The 18,548-nt window shown below is 58.5% G+C and carries 15 protein-coding genes and 1 tRNA gene; 4 read left to right on the forward strand and 12 right to left on the reverse strand.

Annotated features, from left to right (window positions below):
- The first annotated feature begins 161 nt into the window (after positions 1-161).
- The gene (locus tag AC1DCP_RS16140; RefSeq protein ID WP_476774431.1) at positions 162-1,130 is read left to right on the forward strand and encodes a GNAT family N-acetyltransferase; all 969 of its coding nucleotides are present in this window, start codon (positions 162-164) and stop codon (positions 1,128-1,130) included.
- 16 nt (positions 1,131-1,146) lie between these two features.
- Here the strand turns inward: AC1DCP_RS16140 and AC1DCP_RS16145 are convergent, their stop codons facing one another.
- The 11 genes from AC1DCP_RS16145 to cpdR form a co-directional block, all read right to left on the reverse strand.
- A complete protein-coding gene (locus AC1DCP_RS16145; protein WP_476774432.1) occupies positions 1,147-3,351 on the reverse strand; it encodes a methyl-accepting chemotaxis protein in 2,205 nt (734 codons plus the stop codon).
- A gap of 297 nt (positions 3,352-3,648) precedes the next feature.
- A complete protein-coding gene (locus tag AC1DCP_RS16150) occupies positions 3,649-5,148 on the reverse strand; it encodes an FGGY-family carbohydrate kinase (RefSeq protein WP_476774433.1) in 1,500 nt (499 codons plus the stop codon).
- Positions 5,141-5,983 (reverse strand): class I fructose-bisphosphate aldolase, encoded by an 843-nt coding sequence (locus AC1DCP_RS16155; RefSeq protein WP_112513736.1) that lies wholly within the window; start codon positions 5,981-5,983, stop codon positions 5,141-5,143. Before AC1DCP_RS16155 ends, AC1DCP_RS16150 begins: the two co-directional genes overlap by 8 nt.
- A gap of 2 nt (positions 5,984-5,985) precedes the next feature.
- The gene (locus AC1DCP_RS16160) at positions 5,986-7,710 is read right to left on the reverse strand and encodes a glycerol-3-phosphate dehydrogenase/oxidase (RefSeq protein WP_476774434.1); all 1,725 of its coding nucleotides are present in this window, start codon (positions 7,708-7,710) and stop codon (positions 5,986-5,988) included.
- A gap of 122 nt (positions 7,711-7,832) precedes the next feature.
- On the reverse strand, positions 7,833-8,831 hold the full coding sequence (locus AC1DCP_RS16165) for an aldo/keto reductase (RefSeq protein WP_476774435.1): 999 nt from the start codon (positions 8,829-8,831) through the stop codon (positions 7,833-7,835).
- Complete coding sequence (locus tag AC1DCP_RS16170) at positions 8,828-9,802, reverse strand: sugar-binding transcriptional regulator (RefSeq protein WP_019564982.1); 975 nt, start codon at positions 9,800-9,802, stop codon at positions 8,828-8,830. Before AC1DCP_RS16170 ends, AC1DCP_RS16165 begins: the two co-directional genes overlap by 4 nt.
- A 29-nt stretch (positions 9,803-9,831) precedes the next feature.
- Positions 9,832-10,833 carry an ABC transporter permease gene (locus AC1DCP_RS16175; RefSeq protein ID WP_003511562.1) on the reverse strand — a complete coding sequence of 334 codons (1,002 nt, stop codon included), beginning with the start codon at positions 10,831-10,833 and terminating at the stop codon, positions 9,832-9,834.
- 12 nt (positions 10,834-10,845) lie between these two features.
- Positions 10,846-12,366, reverse strand: coding sequence for a sugar ABC transporter ATP-binding protein (locus AC1DCP_RS16180; protein ID WP_013761926.1), 1,521 nt, complete (start codon positions 12,364-12,366; stop codon positions 10,846-10,848).
- Positions 12,367-12,435: 69 nt separating this feature from the next.
- Positions 12,436-13,449 (reverse strand): substrate-binding domain-containing protein, encoded by a 1,014-nt coding sequence (locus AC1DCP_RS16185; protein WP_003511565.1) that lies wholly within the window; start codon positions 13,447-13,449, stop codon positions 12,436-12,438.
- A 554-nt stretch (positions 13,450-14,003) separates the two neighbouring features.
- A tRNA-Val gene (locus AC1DCP_RS16190) sits at positions 14,004-14,078 on the reverse strand.
- 81 nt (positions 14,079-14,159) lie between these two features.
- Positions 14,160-14,522, reverse strand: coding sequence for a cell cycle two-component system response regulator CpdR (gene cpdR, locus AC1DCP_RS16195; protein WP_003497910.1), 363 nt, complete (start codon positions 14,520-14,522; stop codon positions 14,160-14,162).
- 181 nt (positions 14,523-14,703) lie between these two features.
- On the opposite strand from cpdR, the gene AC1DCP_RS16200 reads away from it, so the two are divergent.
- The gene (locus tag AC1DCP_RS16200; RefSeq protein WP_003511568.1) at positions 14,704-15,588 is read left to right on the forward strand and encodes an N-formylglutamate amidohydrolase; all 885 of its coding nucleotides are present in this window, start codon (positions 14,704-14,706) and stop codon (positions 15,586-15,588) included.
- A gap of 320 nt (positions 15,589-15,908) precedes the next feature.
- Positions 15,909-16,685: a histidinol-phosphatase gene (gene hisN, locus AC1DCP_RS16205; protein ID WP_013761929.1), complete on the forward strand. Its 777-nt coding sequence runs from the start codon at positions 15,909-15,911 to the stop codon at positions 16,683-16,685.
- Between the two features lie 53 nt (positions 16,686-16,738).
- On the opposite strand, the gene AC1DCP_RS16210 is transcribed toward hisN, so the two are convergent.
- Positions 16,739-17,680: an alpha/beta fold hydrolase gene (locus AC1DCP_RS16210; RefSeq protein WP_112154887.1), complete on the reverse strand. Its 942-nt coding sequence runs from the start codon at positions 17,678-17,680 to the stop codon at positions 16,739-16,741.
- Between the two features lie 385 nt (positions 17,681-18,065).
- Here AC1DCP_RS16210 and hspL point away from each other — a divergent pair, with 385 nt between their 5' ends.
- Positions 18,066-18,548 (forward strand): heat shock protein HspL, encoded by a 483-nt coding sequence (gene hspL, locus AC1DCP_RS16215; protein WP_019564988.1) that lies wholly within the window; start codon positions 18,066-18,068, stop codon positions 18,546-18,548.

The raw sequence follows: 18,548 nt of genomic DNA on the forward strand, positions 1-18,548 counted from the left end.
TCGACAATATAGTCGGATAATCACCCGTAGCGAATGCCCCCTTTGAAACCACCATAGCGGTTTCGAGAGGTTTTCACGCTATCGGCGCTGCGCAGTGGTGACCTTGGCAAGACCGATCAAATATGATTATGGTTGCATGATGCAACCATAATGGATTTGGCATGTCCGAAAGACCCTTTCCCATAAACGATATCCGCTCCACCTCGCGTCGGCTCGTGCGCGAACTCGGCTTCATGGGTGGAGACTTTGCCGGCACCGATCTGCCGCCCTCCGCCGTGCACGCCCTGATCGAGATCGAGGCATGCCCACGCATTACCGCACGCGATCTGGGAAAGCTGCTTCGGCTTGAAAAGTCGAGCATCAGCCGCATGCTTCGCAAACTGGTTCTTTCGGGCGATGTTCTGGAAGAAACGGACGAAGAGGATAGTCGTATCAAGCGGTTGCGCCTCGCCGGGCGAGGACAGAAGCGGGTCGAAGCCATCCACACCTTTGCCAACCGACAGGTATCAAACGCACTGTCGCGGCTCGCGCCTGCGGATGGCCAAAAAATCCTTGACGGGCTTCGCCTTTATGCCGACGCGCTGGGAGACCGAGCCGACGCCGCGGCTCCCCCGATCGAAATCGTCAGGGGCTACAGGCCCGGCCTTATTGCCCGTATCACGCAAATGCATGCGCTTTATTATGCCCGGACATCAGGCTTCGGCCAGCGCTTCGAATCCGTTGTTGCCGAAGGTCTCGCCTCCTTTTGCAACCGGCTCGAAAGCCCGCAAAATGCGATCTGGGTCGCAATGCGTGGAGACGATATCATCGGCTCCGTCGCAATCGACGGTGAAGATCTGGGACCGGGAACCGCGCATCTGCGCTGGTTCATCGTCGATGATGGCGTGCGTGGCGGCGGCGTCGGGCGAAGGCTGTTGGCAACCGCCCTTGCGTTCACGGACGAAAAAGCGTTCGCCGAAACCCATCTGTGGACTTTCAACGGACTTTTGGCGGCACGGCATCTTTACGAGGCCCAGGGTTTTACCTGTGTAGAGGAACGTCCCGGCAGCCAGTGGGGAAGCGAGGTTCTGGAACAGCGCTTCGTCAGGCCGCTTCCTATAGTTGGCGGCGCTGAACGTGAAGCGAACTAAAACCCGTGGCGGCCGATCAAGCCGCCTTGAGAGTCCCCCGATGAGCAAGTGCGCCTGAACCCAGCTCGAACTGGCCGAGCAACCGGTTCAGCGCATCGACCTCGCCTGCAAGATTGTGGCTTGCGGCGGTMATTTCTTCCACCATCGCGGCATTTTTCTGCGTGTCCTGATCCATCTGGTTCACGGCGGTATTGATCTGCTGAAGGCCGGACGACTGCTCTTGCGCGGATTCGACGATCGCGGCGACGTGCTGGTTGATCTCCTGCACTTCGGCGACAATCGCGTCGAGTGCCTTGCCGGTGTCGCCGACAAGATGCACGCCCTCTTCGACCTGCTGGTTCGATTTTGTGATCAGCGACTTTATTTCCTTCGCCGCGCCGGCAGAACGCTGTGCAAGTTCGCGCACCTCCTGCGCCACCACGGCAAAACCCTTGCCCGCCTCGCCGGCTCGCGCCGCTTCCACGCCGGCATTGAGCGCAAGCAAGTTGGTCTGGAAGGCAATCTCGTCGATCACACCGATGATACTGGAAATCTCGTTCGAGGATTTTTCGATCCGCTCCATCGCGATTACGGCCTGACGCACGACTTCGCCCGATCGTTCCGCACCGATGCGCGTGCGGGAAACCAGACGGCCCGCCTCGTGCGCACGGTTCGCGGCGTCTTTCACGGTTATCGTGATCTCTTCAAGAGCTGCGGCGGTTTCCTCCACGGCAGCAGCCTGCTGCTCCGTCCGCCTTGCCAGATCATCGGAGGCTGCCTTGATTTCATTAGCGCCGGCATCAATACCGGCGGCATTATCCGACACCCGCAGAAGCGCGTTCTGCAACTTCCCGGCAGAACCGTTAAAATCGTTGCGCACGGCATCGAACCGCTCGACAAAGGGATCGTTGATACGACAGGACACGTCGCCATCTGCGAGCCTGGCCAACGCCTGAGCCAGACTGTCAACCGCGAAACGGATGCCGCTCGCCTCTTCGGCAGCCTTGTTTTCGCGGGCCACCCGCTCCTGTTCGCCAAGAGTTCGGTTGGCTTCCGCTTCCTGCTCCAGCAAGGCTTTTTCACGATTGTTTTCGCGCAAAACGTCAAGCGAGCGGGCAAGATCGCCGATCTCGTCCCTGGTCTCGATATCCTTCAATGTCAGCTGGAGATTTCCCCGAGCGATCTGGGCGGTCTCATCGATGACATTCGTGATGCGGTTGATGAACCGCCGTGCAATAAACCAGCCGGCCATCGCCAGCAGCACCGCCGCCGTCACGATCGTCAGGACGGCGTCACGCATCATTGCATGCAGCTGCGCAAAGACCGTGTCTTCCGGAACCGAGACGATTGCGTACCATTTCATGTCGCCGGTGAGCATGACCGGCAAGGCGACGGCAAGGGAAACCGTGCCGTCCTGTGCCGTCATTTCCAGCTCTTTTCCGGGATTGGCGATCAGTTTATCCCAGCCTGCAGTTTGTGCGCCGCCATCTGCGAGGTTCTTACCCATTATCGTCGCATCGGGATGGCTGATGATCTTGCCGCCGCCACTCACAAGGCTCATGAAGCCCGTTCCCATCGGCCGGACGGCTGACAACGCCTTGTTCGTTTCCTCCAGCGACAGATCGAGGCCAGCGACGCCCAGAGTTTTACCGTCGACGATGACAGGTTTGGCGACCGAGGTAATCAGAACCTCCTTGCCATCGATTGCGTAAGAATAGGGTTCGATAACGACTGTTTTCTTCAATGTGAAGGGCAACTGATAATAATCGCCTGGACCCGCGGTGGTATAATCCGTCAATGCGGTGTTGCTTATTTTGCCTCCGCTCCGCACCCAATAGGGTACATAACGACCAGTCGCATCATATCCCTCCTTGTTGACGAAGTCCGCATCCTTGCCATCGAAGGCATTGGGCTCCCATCCGGTCCAGAGACCAAGCAAATCGGGATTGTTCGCCAGCATGTGCCGGATAAGCTGATCGGCCTTGCTCCGATCGGCATCGCCCGACTGCTTCATCGATTCCAGAACCGAGCCGAGGCTATTGACGATGTGAATCATGCCGCCGATATTTTTCTCGGTCGTCAAGGCTTCGGCTTGCGCGATCTGCTGCATACGCTCCATACTGTTGGCCCTCGTATCCTCAAAGGACCGATAAAACAGCACGGCCGAAGCCGCGATCGTTGCAACGACGCCGCATGCGGCGACTGCGAAGATATTACGGCCCGTTGTCGATTTAAACAGCATGTCTCATCCTCACAAAAAATCCCGGCCGCGACGGTTGAGGTCGCTGCGCGCAAGCCCAAAATGTCAGCAACCAGACCAGACGATAATATTAGAAAACTATGCTTAAAAATTACTTTAATTCATATTTTTAGCGCAATTAAGAAAACAGAAATAAATTATAAAACCGTAATATTACAGTACAAACAAAATATTACGCGATATCCGAACCTTCCGAAACGCCAGCATATATTGCAGGCTACGAGCAAGCTCATGCGGCACGCATCATTGCGTGCCGCTGATCAGGAAAACCGGGAGCCTTTAGTCCTGCAAACGCAGATCACTCCAGAAGCCGCGCAACTGGTCGGTCAATTGTGTGTAGAGGCCGTAGCGCCGCCTATAATGCGGGAGTTGCCCCGCATCCGGCCGGTAGGCACTGGCCACGCGGGTCATCGCTGCGACCGCCGCTTCATAGCCGGGATAGAGACCGACCGCCACGGCCGCGCCGATGGCCGCACCAAGCGCGCCGGTCTCGCGGGCCTCCGCGACACGCAGCGGGATTTCAAGAACGTCCGCCATGATCTGCGGCCAATGCTGGCTGCGGGAACCGCCGCCGGACATGACGGCACTGTCGACCGGCAGCCCCGCTTCCCTGAGAACGCCGATATGGCGGCGGTGTTCGAAACACACACCCTCGAACAGGGCTCTCAGCATGTGGCCTTCGCCATGCCATCCCGCCAGACCATAAAACCCGCCCCGAAATTCCGCGCCCAGTCGCGAACCGAAGATGAACGGGTGGAAGAACGGATCGTCGGCGCGTTGCGAAACGGAACCGACCAGATCGTTGCAGCGCTCGAAGGCATGGTCACCATGGTCACCGCGAACACGGTGCACGTACCATTCAAGATTGGCCGCAGAGGTGGCGCTGGACTCGATATTGACAAAGCGGTCACGTCCGAAGGTCGTGACCATGAAGACATCGGGGCTGATGACCGGTTTATCCGCGAAAACCTGATTAATGCTCCAGGTGCCGGCGATGATAGAAGCCTCCCCGGCGTTGATGACGCCCGACCCCATGGCGCTGGAGACGACATCGAAAAAACCGCCGATAACGGGTGTGCCCTCGGAAAGCCCCGTCAGAGCCGAAGCCTCAGCTGTCACATGGCCGACGATATCCGCCGATTCTACGAGGCGCGGAAAAAAGGCGACGGCATCCTCAAGCCCGTAGAGCGACAGGAGTTCCCGGTCGAGCTTCGCTTCGGGGAAGGCAAGCAACCCCGCACCACTGAGATCGGAAATATCATTGGCAAGACAGCCGGTCAGGCGGAAGTTCAGGAAATCCTTGCAGAACAGCACCGTTCCGATCTGGGCATATGTATCGGGCGCATGCCTTTTCACCCAGGCCAGCAGGCTGGGCGTTTGCGCGGGCCAAGGCCGTTGCAGACAACGGTTCTGTAGTTGCGCGCCGCTTTTCCGGTCAAGCTCTACCGCCACATCGGCGGCTCGGCTGTCAAGCGATTGGATACCGATCAGGGGCTGCTGATCCTTGTCCAGCAGGTAGAGACCGTTGCCGTGGCCGGCGCAACCGACGGCGAGGATGCTCCGGGGATCGACGGACGATTTTGCCAGAAGCTGGCGGATCGCCTCGCATCCGTTGCGCCACAACTCCTCCAGATCGCGCTCGACGTAACCGGGCTGCGGAAATGTCGAATGGCCGTCGATGGCGTGTTGCGCGACCTGCCGGCCGGCCGTGTCGAACAGCACCGCCTTGATAACCGTGTTGCCGACATCCAGACCCAATATATGATTTTTATCAGCCACGATTATAGATGTCCCATGCTTCTTCGCTGCCCGCACCCTGATGGATTATAGCCATCAAGGCCGCAACGACGGCCTTGGGGTTGTCATGCTGGTAGATATTGCGTCCATAGACCATCCCATTCGCACCTTCGGCCACCAGTGCCGCTGATTTCGCCAGCACGTTGCGCAAGTCCTCACGCCCCCCGCCCCGCACCAGAACCGGGCACCGCGCTGCCTCGATGACCTTGTGAAAATCCAGCGGATTGCTGGTGGGATCGGCCTTGATGATATCGGCTCCCATTTCCGAGGCAAGACGCACCAGCGTGACGATCTTTTCAGCATCGCCATCCACCTGGTAACCGCCGCGCACCTCATTGGGCAACATCACCAGCGGTTCGATCATCAGCGGCATGCCGTAACGATGGCAATCGGCGCGCACGCGGCTGATATTCTCGACGCATTGGCGAAACAGTTCCGGCTCGTCCGGCAACATGAACAGGTTCACGACGACGCAGGCGGCGTCCATCTCCAGCGCGCCGATGATCGGATCGTGATAATTCTGGAGCTGCGACCACATGGTTCTGTGGCGCGTTGAATTATAGGGGTTGCCCATGTCGATGCGCATGACGAGCGCCGGCTTGTCGCGCTGCGGCCTTTGCTGCAGCAGGTCCGCCTGTCCGTAGGTCATCTGGATGGCATCGGGAGCTGCTTCGACCAGCCTGTCCACAGTTTGAGCCATATCCTCCAGCCCGACGAGGAAGCTCGGCTCGTTGCAAACCCCGTGATCAATGGCAACGTCCAAGCATCCACCATTGCGGAACAGCCGGTTCATGCGCGCCTTTTTCGAAATCCGCATCATCATGCATTCTCCTTGCATCTGTGTTTAAGCATTGCCGTCGTGACCCCGTAAAAGGTCTCCAGTTCATCAATTAGCCGCTGCCGTTCGTCCGCCGCCTGCTGTGGCGCCCATCCCAGCTCGCGCGCTGCGACGCCAAGGATCGCATCGATCAGATCGGCATCGATGACGCCGGTAATGGCAAGCGTCGTGCGGCGCAGGATGAGATCCGTCAGATGGCGGACATGTTCGCAGCGGATCAGCCAGACCACCTCTGCCGCCGTGATCGGCGGTTTTTCGCAAAGCGGACTGTCATCCGGACGGCCCCGACAAAAACCCATCAACTCGAAGGCACGTGAACCGTAGGCCGATGCCAGATACTCGGCCCGGTCCCGGTCGATCGAAAATTCCTCCGACAGCAGGGCCGGCAGGCGCCCGGCACCGCTGGGGAAGTTCCTGCCGCCGCCGATCGGGCGGTTCATTGTGCCAGTCAGCCGCTTGCGTCCGAGAAAGGCCAGAGCCTCGTCGGTCACCTGTTCGCCAAAGGCTCTGAACGTCGTCCACTTGCCGCCGATCATGCAGAGCTGCGGCGGATCGCCCTCCACGCGGTGGATGAAATGGCTGCGGGATATTCTTCCGGTAAAGGCCGCGTCGCTGCGCGGCAGCGGGCGTATGCCACTGAAACTGTAGACGATGTCGGAATGGTCGATGGAAATATGCGGAAAGACCTGACGGACCGCATCGAGAATATAATCACGCTCTTCCGGTTCGCATCGCACCCGTTCGGGACGATCCACCTTGATATCTGTCGAACCGGCGAGAACCCGGCCAAGATAGGGAAAGAGGATACAGACACGGTTGTCGGCATTCTCGAAAAAAATCATATGGCCGTTCAAGGCCTTAAAGAGCGCCTCGTTGGCGAGGATCAGATGCGATCCCTTGGTGCCGGAAACGGTCGGTTTCGCCCTCCCCGCAGCCTGTGTGGTCGTTAGCGCTCCAATCGTCTCATCGATCCAGGCGCCCGTCGCATTGACGATGATGCGTGGCCGGACGGGCAAGGTTTCGTCCGTGCCCTCCACCTTAAGACCATAATCACCGCCAGCGCGGACAAACTCGGCATAGTTCAGCGCAATGCTTTGCGGCGCATCGGCCCGGGTGTCGATCAGAAGCTCCAGCGCAAGCCGTTCGGGCTGGCTGATCCACGCATCATAATAGGTGGCCGAATATCTGATGCCTGGCGTCAGGCCCGGCCAGCGTTGCAACGTCTTGCGTGCGTTACGGAAGGTGTGTCGGGGAAGGATGCGATTTTTGCGGGTGACGAAATCATAGAGCATGAGGCCCGCCTTGATGGCCAGTGCCCCCCGGCTGGCGGGTTTTCCGCCGGAACCCACAAAGGTCGCAGCCGCATTGAACAGGCCGCTGAAGGTTGAAAATATCGGGATCGTCGTCGGCAGCGGATGAACCATATGCGGTGCCAGCGTCAGAAGCGCATCACGCTCCCGCAGCGATTCCGCCACAAGGCCGAATTCACCATTTTCGAGATACCGCAGGCCGCCGTGGATCATGCGCGAGGGTGCAGCACTGCAACCGGACGAGAAGTCGTTGCGCTCTACCAGAAGCACCCGCAGTCCCTGTAAAGCGAGATCGCGATAGGCGGCGATACCATTGATACCGCCACCGATGACGACGGCGTCGAAATCACCGTCTTGCCGGATGCGGCGTAGAGCGTCCTCGCGAAAACTGGGCATAGGAATACCGTTCGCTGGCTAACAACCAGCGTCCCAATGTTGTTAAACGTTTAAAGCGACGAGAGAGAGGGGTGACGAAAATTATGCGCTATTCGCCTGAAGCCCCGTCTCAGCTACATGATTTACCCATCGAGCCCCACGAGATGCTCGGCAACGCCGGCGCTGATGAGAGCCAGTTCATTTTCCGCAAGGCGCAGGCGGGCCGCAGCAGCGTTTTCAACCGCCTGAGCCGGATCGCGCGCGCCGCACAGCGAGAATGTTATGCCGGGCTGGGCAATCGTCCAGGCAATCACGACCTGCGCAATCGACGCCCCATGCGCTTCGGCCACCGGCTCCAGACCCCGCGTCAGCCGCGCGATCTTCTCGCGGTTTGCCTGGCTGAAACGCGGATTGCCCTTGCGCTGATCATCCCCTGCAAAAACCCGTTCGGGTCCGACCTTGCCCGAGAGGAGACCGAGCGCCAGCGACGAGTAGCTCAGGACCGAAACAGCACTCGTGCGGCAAAGCGGCAGAAGTGTCGTCTCGATGTCCCGCCGCACCATTGAATACTCTTCCTGGATGGCATCCAGCGCGCCGGTGGCGATATAGGCTACCAAATCCTCCGGCGAGACGTTGCTCGCGCCGATCGAACGGATCTTGCCTTCGTCCTTCAGGCGGACAAGCGTTTCCACCGTCTCGGCAATTGGCGTCGTCGCATCCTGCCAGTGGGTGACATAGTGGTCGATATAGTCGGTTCCAAGCCGCTTCAGGCTCTCTTCGACCTCATGCCGGATCGAAGCGGCGCCGAGATAACGGTGAACGGCCTTGCCATCCTGGTGGAAGAAATAGGCGCCCTCGTTCACATGCCAGACCAGCCCGCATTTGGTGACCAGCACCACCTTGTCGCGCCGGCCGGCAATCGCCTTGCCGACGATGGTTTCCGCAAGACCCATGCCATAGGCTGGCGCGGTATCGATCAGGGAAATGCCGGCGTCAATGGAGGCCTGGATAGCGGCGACGGATTGCCGCTCATCGGTGCCGCCCCACATCCAGCCGCCGATGGCCCAGGTGCCCAGCCCCACGGCTGATGCGCTGATACTGCTGCCGCCAATCGTCCGGGTCAATATTGAATTGTCCGTCACGAAGTTTCCCCCTCTTCCTGATCCAGTAAATAGCCGGCGATCGCCTCGTCCACGACGAGCGAGGTCAGATAGCGGCCGGCAAGCGTGGCTGCCACCGGTCCGGCCTTGATGGCCCCGGCCGCCACGCCGATGATGTTCGGGCACCGGGCAAGCTGCCCGGGGTCCAGCGCCACCACGCGCGAGTTGAGATCGATCCGCGCCAGCTGCCCATCCGCCATGGTGAGATGGGCAAGGAATTCCCCGGCAATGCCCGCATCCACCAGCGCCTGCCCGCCACGGGCCACATCCGGCAGCAGATCGTAATAACCGGAACCGGGCGCCTCCACGGAACCGATGCCAACCAGTGCCACCTGCGCCTGCCGCGCTAAGTCGAATACTTCGCGGATCGAAGCGACATTCATCAGGAGATCACGCTGTTCCTCATCCTCGGCAAATAGCGGCGCATGAATGAGCGACGCGCTGCCGCCGAGCTTTTCCGCCAGTTGCGTGGCCAGATGATTGACATCCGTATAATGCTTGCCCTGCACACCCCCGGTCAGCGGCACTACCCGCACATCGAAACGGCGCTCCGCCTCCAGATTATCGACGACGGCGCTCACCGCCTTGCCGCCGGTAATCGCAATCACGTCGCCGTCGCGGATCGTCTCCAGCAAGTGGTTGGCGGCCACGCGTCCGACCATCTGCAGCGCGGTTTCCGGATTGTCGGACACCGTTGGTGTCACCACCGACTGTCTGAGGCCGAAGCGGCGTGTGATCTCGTTTTCGAGGTCCACCAGCCTCTGATAGGGACTGGCGATAGTGATCTTTACCATGCCTGCCTTGCGGCCCGCCGCTATCATGCGGTTCACCTTGGTGTGGGAGAGATTGAGCCGCTCGGCAATTTCCGACTGCTTCACGCCCTCGATGAAATGCAGCACCAGGACGGAGTACATCTGCCTCTGTTGATCGAAATCGTCCTTGGTATCCAGCATGATCGTATATCTCCAATTACCACAGGCGCTCAGCGGCGACGCTTGACAAGATAGTGGTCGAACAGGACCGCCGTCAGCAATATGCTTCCCCTGATGATGTCCTGCCAGTAGACAGACACATTGAGCAAGGCAAGCGAACTGGAAACGACCGACAGAAGGATCGCCCCGAGGATTGCGCCGAGAATGGTGCCCGAGCCGCCCGAAAGGCTGGCGCCGCCGATGACCGCGGCTGCAATCACGTTAAGTTCCATGCCGACTCCGAAGCTCGGCTGTGCTGACCCGAAGCGGGCCATGTAGATCACGCCTGCGACACCGCACAGCATCGAACAAAGCGTGGTGGTGGCAAACACCACCCGGCCGACGCGGATGCCGGAATAAGCCGCCGCTTTCGGATTGCTGCCGGTATAGAACACCTTACGGAATGCCGTCGTGCGCCGCAGCAAGAGATCGAAGCAGACGACCACCACCGCGAATATGATCAGCACCAGCGGAATGCCGCCAAGCGCGCCCTGGCCGATGAATTTGAATTCCGGCGGCAGCGAGTAGAGACCGAGCGGCCGGCCGCCCGTTGCGAGCAGGCAGACGCCGCGCGCAATCACCATGACGCCGAGCGATACGATGAAGTGATGCAGGCCGATGACCGTTGTCAGAAATCCCATGGCCATGCCGACCAACGTGGTGAGGCAGATTGCCAGCCCGGCCGCGACCCAGGGATCGACACCGTTGAGGAATAGCCAGCCAGCCGCAACCATCGCAAGCGCCGTGACGGAACCGACGGATAGATCAATGCCGCCCGAGATTAGCAGGATCGTCATGCCGACCACGACGATGCTTTCGATGGCGAAAACCATCGCCATGGCCCGCAGATTGTCGACCGTCAGGAAATACGGGGATATGAAAGACATCACCGCGAAAAGGGCGAGGATGATGACGATAAGTCCGGTTTCCCGTGCCTTGAGCGCCGGTTCCCACCAGCCTGTGCGGCGAACCGCCACTTCTGCAATGCCCGAAGGTGTTTCCGATGTTGCCATTTTCCCGCTCCCTCAGGCCCCTGCCGGGCTCTCTGCAATATTGATCGATGCAAGCTGCATGATCTTTTCTTCCGTCATGTTCTCACCCTCAACCTCGCCGGCAATGCGCCCCTCGCGCACGACCAGCACGCGGTCGCTGACACCGATGAGTTCCGGCAATTCAGAGGATATGACGATCACGCCCACACCCTCGCGTGCCAATTCCCGGATCTGGCGGTGGATTTCGGCCTTTGCGCCCACATCCACCCCGCGTGTCGGCTCGTCGAGAAAGACGACCTGTGGCTCCACCGACAGCATCTTTGCCAGTGCCACCTTCTGCTGGTTGCCGCCGCTCAAGGTAGAGACAGCGTCACCGACGCTGTTTGCCCGCAATTTCAGCCGGCGTCCCAACTCGTCGGCGCGCTTCATTTCCTTGCGCCGTTCGATAAAGCCCATGCCGTTCGATATCCTGCCAACATCGAGCGCCGAGACATTCGCGGCAATGGACATGTTGAGAAACAGCCCATCGCCCTTGCGGTCTTCCGACAGATAGACCAGCCCCTCCCGAATGCTGTCGCGATAGTCATTGAGCCTCAGCGGCCGGCCGCGCAACGTGACCTCGCCTTTTGGTTTTCCCTCCAGCCGGCAGACCGCACGGACAATTTCGCTTCGACCTGCGCCGATCAGGCCGGCGAGCCCGAGGATTTCGCCCCGGCGCAGATCGAAATCGACATCGAAAACGCGCTTTCCCTCGTTCAGTCCCCGAACAGAGAGAATGACGTCATTCGATTTTTCTTCTTCCGTAAGTTTCGGTGGGTAGAGCTTGTCGAGCACCCGTCCCACCATGCTGTTGACGACTTCCTCCGGGGAAATCTCCGAGATATTCTCCGTCCTGATGTGGCAACCGTCGCGCATCACCGTGATGCGGTCGCAATGCTCAAAAATCTCCGCCATCCGGTGCGAGATATAGATGATCGCAATTCCGCGTTCCGCCAGCCGGTGCATGATCCGGAAAAGGGTCTGGGCCTCGGTTTCGGTCAAAGCCGCCGTCGGCTCATCAAGGATCAGGATACGGCAGTCCAGCGTCAGCGCCTTGGCAATCTCGACGATCTGCTGTTGCGAAATCGACAGATCACCGGCGCGGCTGGCGGGATCGATATCGCCGATTTCCTTGAGGATGGTTGCCGCCCGCTTGCCAAGATCGCGATAATTCATGAACCAGGATTTGCTTTGGCCGGTCTCCGACATGAACATGTTTTCGGCAACCGAAATTTCCGGGCAAAGCGCAATCTCCTGATGCACGAAACCGATACCGAGCCGGTTCGCCGCATTGGGCGAGGATATTTTGACCGGTTTGCCGTCCAGCAGGATTTCGCCGCCATCGGGCTGCAAAATGCCATCGATAATATGCATCAGCGTCGATTTACCGGCGCCGTTTTCACCCGCGAGCGCATGGATTTCTCCCCGCCGCAGCTCAAAGGCAGCACTGCGTAACGCCCGCACGGGCCCGAACGCCTTGTGAATATTCGTCATGTTGAGGATGACCTCGCCCATAACGCCCCTCCCGAACGTGGCTCCCCTTTGCCGGCGAGGCGTAAACCTCGCCGGTTTCAGGGCGGCGCGTCAGCGCCCCTTCATATAGTCATTGAGATCAAAGGAAGCGGCGTTCGCCTTGGTAATCACGGCGAAACCATTGTCCATCGAAGGCACCTGCATCGGGTTGAAGCCTGATACCTTGTAGTCGTTGAAGGGGTCGATCAGATCCGAATGGGCACCCAGAAAGGTGTTCATGAAACCCATGAAGCCCTGAACGCCCTGATTGGGATTGATGGACATGTAGATGTTGCCCTGCTTGATGTGCTCCAGCGTCGCCGGGGTAATATCCGCATGCAGGATCAGGACCTTCTTCTTGGCCTCGAGAACAGCGGTCGTTGCGCCTTCAGCCGAGCCGGCTTCAGGAATCCACAATGCGCCGAGATTGGGGTTGGCCTGCAACAGGGCACCCACCGCCTGATAGGCGACGTTTGCATCCTGGTTGGTCGCCTGGCGGCCGACGAGCTTCATTTCCGGATAAGTGCGCCCCATGTAATCGATCAGTGCGGTGACGCGCAGATCATGGTTGCTTTGGCCCGGATTTTCGAGAACGGCATATTCGCCCTTCTTGCCCAGCTTCTTGACGATCTCGTCAGCCGCAAACTTCGCCTCGGCAACATTGTCCGAGGTGATGTAGGCGGTGCGTTTTGACTTCGGCGAATCCGCCGCAAAAGTCGTCACCGAAACACCGGAGTCGATCGCCTTGTTGATCGGTTCGATAAAGGGATCGGCCTGCATCGGATGCAGCAATATGCCTTTCGGCTTCTTCACCAGTTCCTGCTCGAAGGAAGCGATCTGCTTGGTGATGTCGTATTCGGGCGTGCCGGTGAAAACGGCCTCGCAGCCCAAGGCCTTCGCGGCCTGCTTGAAACCTTCAAAGACCGGCACCCAATAGGGGTGGCTGGAAACCATGACGTTCATCACATAGGTCTCGCCCGGTTCACAGGCGAATTTGCCCGCAGCAGCGGCCTGAGAGCCGGCGCCTGCGGAAATCGCCACGGCTAAAACACCCGCGGCAACGGTCGATTTCAGAAAAGCCAACATATTCCCCTCCCAAGGACAATGACCAGTCCGCAATAAATTTTAAGTCGTGTAATTTATTGCATGACGTTTGAGATATCGGGAAACCGGGCAAGCGTCAATCCGGTTTGAATTTTATTTTTTTGAGTGAAATTTATTGCGGAGCGCATGGATAGTTTGGAGGCTGCCTACAGGATAGCCCGTCGCTCGAGCGAACTCCGCGGATCGAATAGGCAGTCAATCAGCGTGCCTATACCAATCAGCTGGCGGCAGTCGGATGTCTTAAGACCAAGGGATGGCAAGGCGCGATGCACTCAGGACGCCAAATGGCGGGTAGCGCGCAAACGCTTCGGTTCATCACGCCCTTCTCCATGTCCATGCCGCATGGAAGGCCGCAAAGTCCTCCCGCCGATCCTCTTTGCCCTATTTGGAGTGGTATTTATGACGGTGTCGCAGCCGGTTCCTGTGATGGGACCGTTGACGCATACTCCATAGGGAACAGGTTCGATTGACACTCGGGCCACTATGCAAAAAGGCCCTGCGATTTCTCGCAAGGCCTTGATATTTAAGAATTCGGATGGTGGGCGTGACAGGGATTGAACCTGTGACCCCTACGATGTCAACGTAGTGCTCTCCCGCTGAGCTACACGCCCTCCGTGGCGGCGGATAGACCACAAAACCGGTTCATGCGTCAACTGCTTTTTTTCGGTTTTGTGAAGGTTTTTTGAGACCCCTTACGCCACAAGGAGTTTGTTGACCTCATCCACCAGATCGCGAAGATGGAACGGCTTGGAAAGCACCTTGGCATCCTTTGGAGCCTTCGAATCGGCGTTCAGCGCGACGGCCGCAAAGCCGGTGATGAACATGACTTTCAGGTCGGGGTCGAGTTCAGTCGCGCGCCGGGCCAACTCGATGCCATCCATTTCGGGCATGACGATATCTGTCAGCAACAGCGAGAAAGGCTCTTCGCGAAGCCGGTCGTAAGCGCTTGCGCCATTGTCGAAGGAAGAAACCTTGTAACCGGCTTTTTCCAGCGCCTTGACGAGAAAGCGGCGCATATCGTTATCATCTTCAGCGAGAAGAATTTTCTGATTCATCATAAGTGACCGTAACTGCTCAATGTTTGAGATACCCTAGCCCGATTATAGGATTTTCACGGTAAATATCATGTGAACACAAGAATCGGTATAGCGCTGCATGGTCGATAGTATGGACTTGCCGCACCGTAACTGGCAACATGAACATCCTGATAGTTTACGACATGGTAAATGGCACTGAATGGACTGGATAACGGGTGAATACGAGCTGTTCGAAGTAACGGAACCTGCCGTTCAAACCCTGCCATTCGTCTATAATTCACCCCATAGCGGTCGCTGTTACCCCATCTCCTTTCTGGAATCGGCACGGCTTGATTCGCACGAGATCCGGCGCTCGGAAGATCATTTCGTTGACGAGCTGTTCGCCGCTGCGCCCGACATCGGTGCGCCGCTGCTGAAAGCCAATTTTCCCCGCGCGTATCTCGACGTCAATCGCGAGCCCTACGAGCTTGATCCGCGCATGTTCGAAGGCACTCTACCTCCCTATGCCAATATCGGCTCCATGCGGGTTGCCGGCGGCCTGGGAACGGTACCCCGTATCGTCGCCGAGAATATGGACATCTATGCCCACCGCCTGCCGGTGGACGAGGCGCTGTCACGCATCGAGACGATTTACAAACCCTACCACGCCTGCCTGCGCCGGCTGCTGTCACGCACCCACGCCAATTTCGGCATGGCGGTACTGATCGATTGCCATTCGATGCCGGGCAATATCCGCGTTGCCGGCTCGAACCTGCGGCCGGATGTCATTATAGGCGATCGCTACGGCACCAGTGCTTCCCAGGAGGTCTCCCGCGCCGCTCTGCATTTTCTTGAAGAACTGGGTTTCGTTGCGGTCTGCAACAAGCCCTATGCCGGCGGCTTCATCACGGAACATTACGGGCGACCGATCCGCTCTCTTCACGCGCTCCAGATCGAGGTCAATCGGGCGCTGTACGTCGATGAAAAAACGCTTTCGAAGAAAGCAGATTTTCCAGCCATTCAGGCATCGCTTGAAATCTTCATGCGCCAGCTCGGCGCTTTCGTTTCGGAATACGCGATCGAAACCTCGCTCGCCGCCGAATAACACATCAAATTCCAGGATATTTCAGATCCCCCTTCCAGACCGCCTGGCCACGCGCCGGGCAAAAAAAACCGCGCCTTGGCGCGGTCAAGTCTAGGGAGGAAACACCCAAGGAGGGTATTTACAGTCAAAGACTGCAGGGTCACGCTACGCACTATATGCACAATTGTCAATCATTTTATTTTATGCACTTTTTTTAGGCTTATGCTGAAAATTTGGAATCGGCCTTGCTTGCATCCGTACGTGTGGACGGCGGGTGCAATTCCGGTCTATGCATTTCGCCATACAGTTCAGGCCCAATAATTCAGGCAATGAGGTTTCGCATGCTGCCCGACCGGGATTTCTTCTTCAAACTTGCCGAAGCCGCCAGCGCTGAAACGCTTCCCCGCTTCCGCACAGGCATTGCCGTCACCAACAAGGAGGACGGCGGCTATGACCCGGTGACGGAAGGCGATCAGGCAGCAGAAAGCGCCATTCGCGCCCTCATCGAGGCACGTTTCCCGCAACACGGCATTCTTGGTGAAGAACACGGCAATGTCGGCCTCGATCGCGAACATATCTGGGTTATCGATCCGATTGACGGCACACGCGCCTTCATTTCCGGCGTGCCGGTCTGGGGCACGCTGATCGGCTTCCAGTCGGCCGGCCGCGCTTCGATGGGCATCATGGACCAGCCCTTCACGAAAGAGCGTTATTTCGCCGACGGCGAGGCCGCATGGTATTTCGGGCCGGATGGTGAACGCAAGATCCGCACGCGCGAATGCGCTTCGCTGTCGGATGCTGTGCTGTTCACCACGACACCCCATATCTTCACGACGGAAGAAAAGCCCCTTTACGACAAGGTGCAGGATCAGGTTCGCCTTTTCCGTTACGGCGTGGATTGTTACGCCTATTGCCTGCTTGCCGCCGGCCATGTCGATCTGGTGATCGAATCGGGCCTAAAGCCCTATGATGTCGGCGCGCTCATTCCGGTGATCGAACAGGCAGGTGGCATCATCACCACCTGGGATGGGGGGCGTCCGGAAAATGGCGGCCGCATTCTGGCAGCCGGTTCCAAAGCCGTGCACGAACAGGCGCTCGCCATTCTTTCAAAACTGTAGATGATACGACTGACGGGGATGGCGCAAACCGCGCCATCCCCGTCATCGCCGCGTCATTCCGGCGCGAAAAAGGCGTCGATGGCCGCCAGCGCCTGTTTGCGGAAAACGTCGCGCTCATGCAGCAATTCATGGCGCGCGCCGGTTATGGGAAGAAGCTGCGCCGCGCGGAAGTTGCGCGAGAGTTCCTCCTGCGCCTTATAGGGCGTGATCGTATCCAGCATCGGCGCAAGAATGAGGGTGGGAATGGTTATGTCCGTCAGATGGTCCTGACGGGTCACCCGACCCATTGTTTTCAGCGCTTCATAAACCCATCGCGCTGTCGGTGCGCCGATGAAGAGTTCCGGAAATTGCCGATGCAGCGCAAGATTTCTGGCAAAACGTCTGGCGTCAGAGGTCAGCGGGTTGCCATCGAAATCCCGTTCGCGCTGATCCCTGCCGAGCTGAAGCTTTCCAAGACCCAACAGGCTTAAAGCGGTCGCGACCAGCCGGATGACGGACGAAGGAACGGATTGCTGGCTGTCCAGCTCGATAAAGGGCGAACAAAGCGCCAGACGGTCGATCCTGTTCGACAGGCCGGGTGCTGCGGCCAGTGCTGCAAGTGCGCCGGTTGAATGCGCGATCATGAAGAATGGCAGCCGGGTATCCGGCAGCACCACCTGTTCGAGAAACAAACTTATATCGCGCTTGTAGTCGGAAAAACGTCGTACATGCCCGGCGCCTGGCTTCTTCAGCAGCCGTTCGGAACCGCCCTGCCCACGCGTATCGAAGGTCGCGACCCAGAATCCCATGGCCGTCAGATCGCTGACGGTCTCGAAATATTTCTCGATACATTCGTTGCGACCATGCAGCAGAACCACAGTTCCGCGCGCAATGTGTCGGCTGGCGCGGAAGATCGCGTATCGAAGCTGTTTGCCGCCGTGGCCGGTGAAATAACCGGCGGTATGGTTGCCGGGAACCGGGTTGTCTTCGCTCTCGCGCAATGTGGCTTCGATCATCGGTCTTTTCCGGCTTCTCTGCCTTTTCGGGATAGGTCGGCGGCGGCGGAAGGTCAAAGAAAAAATTGCCGGAACCGTCGGTTAAAGCAGTCGCGGTTCCGGCGAATAGGGCAGAAGAAGAAGGGACGTTATTGCTTCTGCCACGGAGCATGTCTCCGATGACGGATATTTATGGCTCTCAAACTGAACGATGCTGGAACCGGATGTTCAGCGATGGTTCATCTTGTTGTCGCCCTTTCCGCTTTAAAGCGCCCCCTTGACGGAGCGCCAAGCCATTCCCATCTCATTCATGCGGCAGCCAGAACGGGGCCGCGCCATATGTCCGGCCGTCGCCAGAACGGGACGCCGGATCAACCGCAAACAGTCGCTTCATAAGGAGGACACCATGCGTCACGTCGATTTTTCCCCCCTCTATCGCTCCACCGTCGGTTTCGATCGTCTTTTTTCGATGCTCGACGGCCTCGGTCAACCCGAACAGGCCCAGTCCTATCCGCCCTATAACATCGAGCGGACGGGTGAAAACGCCTATCGTATAACCATGGCGGTTGCCGGTTTCGATGAAACGGAACTAAGCATAGAATCCCGTGCCAATACGCTGACGGTGAAAGCCGAGAAGGCTGCAGATGAGAAGTCGTCTGAAGGCGAGTTCCTGTATCGCGGCATTGCCACGCGCGCTTTCGAACGCCGCTTCCAGATGGCCGATCATGTCGAAGTCCAGACCGCTTCCCTGAAGAATGGCCTGCTTCACATCGATCTCGTCCGCAATATTCCGGAAGCCATGAAACCGCGCCGTATCGCGATCTCCTCCGACAGCGCAGATGCGCCGAAGACGATCGAAGCACAGATCACGCCGGCCCAGGTCAACTAA

The sequence above is a fragment of the Agrobacterium sp. 10T429 genome, assembly GCF_056393925.1.

Excerpts from the sequence above, each read along its gene's own strand:
- AC1DCP_RS16140 (WP_476774431.1), top strand. The coding sequence starts at position 162 with ATGTCCGAAAGACCCTTTCCCATAAACGATATCCGCTCCACCTCGCGT.
- AC1DCP_RS16155 (WP_112513736.1), bottom strand. The coding sequence starts at position 5,983 with ATGCGGATTTCGAAAAAGGCGCGCATGAACCGGCTGTTCCGCAATGGT.
- AC1DCP_RS16160 (WP_476774434.1), bottom strand. The coding sequence starts at position 7,710 with ATGCCCAGTTTTCGCGAGGACGCTCTACGCCGCATCCGGCAAGACGGT.
- AC1DCP_RS16170 (WP_019564982.1), bottom strand. The coding sequence starts at position 9,802 with ATGCTGGATACCAAGGACGATTTCGATCAACAGAGGCAGATGTACTCC.
- AC1DCP_RS16175 (WP_003511562.1), bottom strand. The coding sequence starts at position 10,833 with ATGGCAACATCGGAAACACCTTCGGGCATTGCAGAAGTGGCGGTTCGC.
- AC1DCP_RS16180 (WP_013761926.1), bottom strand. The coding sequence starts at position 12,366 with ATGGGCGAGGTCATCCTCAACATGACGAATATTCACAAGGCGTTCGGG.
- AC1DCP_RS16185 (WP_003511565.1), bottom strand. The coding sequence starts at position 13,449 with ATGTTGGCTTTTCTGAAATCGACCGTTGCCGCGGGTGTTTTAGCCGTG.
- cpdR (WP_003497910.1), bottom strand. The coding sequence starts at position 14,522 with ATGAATCAGAAAATTCTTCTCGCTGAAGATGATAACGATATGCGCCGC.
- AC1DCP_RS16200 (WP_003511568.1), top strand. The coding sequence starts at position 14,704 with ATGGACTGGATAACGGGTGAATACGAGCTGTTCGAAGTAACGGAACCT.
- hisN (WP_013761929.1), top strand. The coding sequence starts at position 15,909 with ATGCTGCCCGACCGGGATTTCTTCTTCAAACTTGCCGAAGCCGCCAGC.
- AC1DCP_RS16210 (WP_112154887.1), bottom strand. The coding sequence starts at position 17,680 with ATGATCGAAGCCACATTGCGCGAGAGCGAAGACAACCCGGTTCCCGGC.
- hspL (WP_019564988.1), top strand. The coding sequence starts at position 18,066 with ATGCGTCACGTCGATTTTTCCCCCCTCTATCGCTCCACCGTCGGTTTC.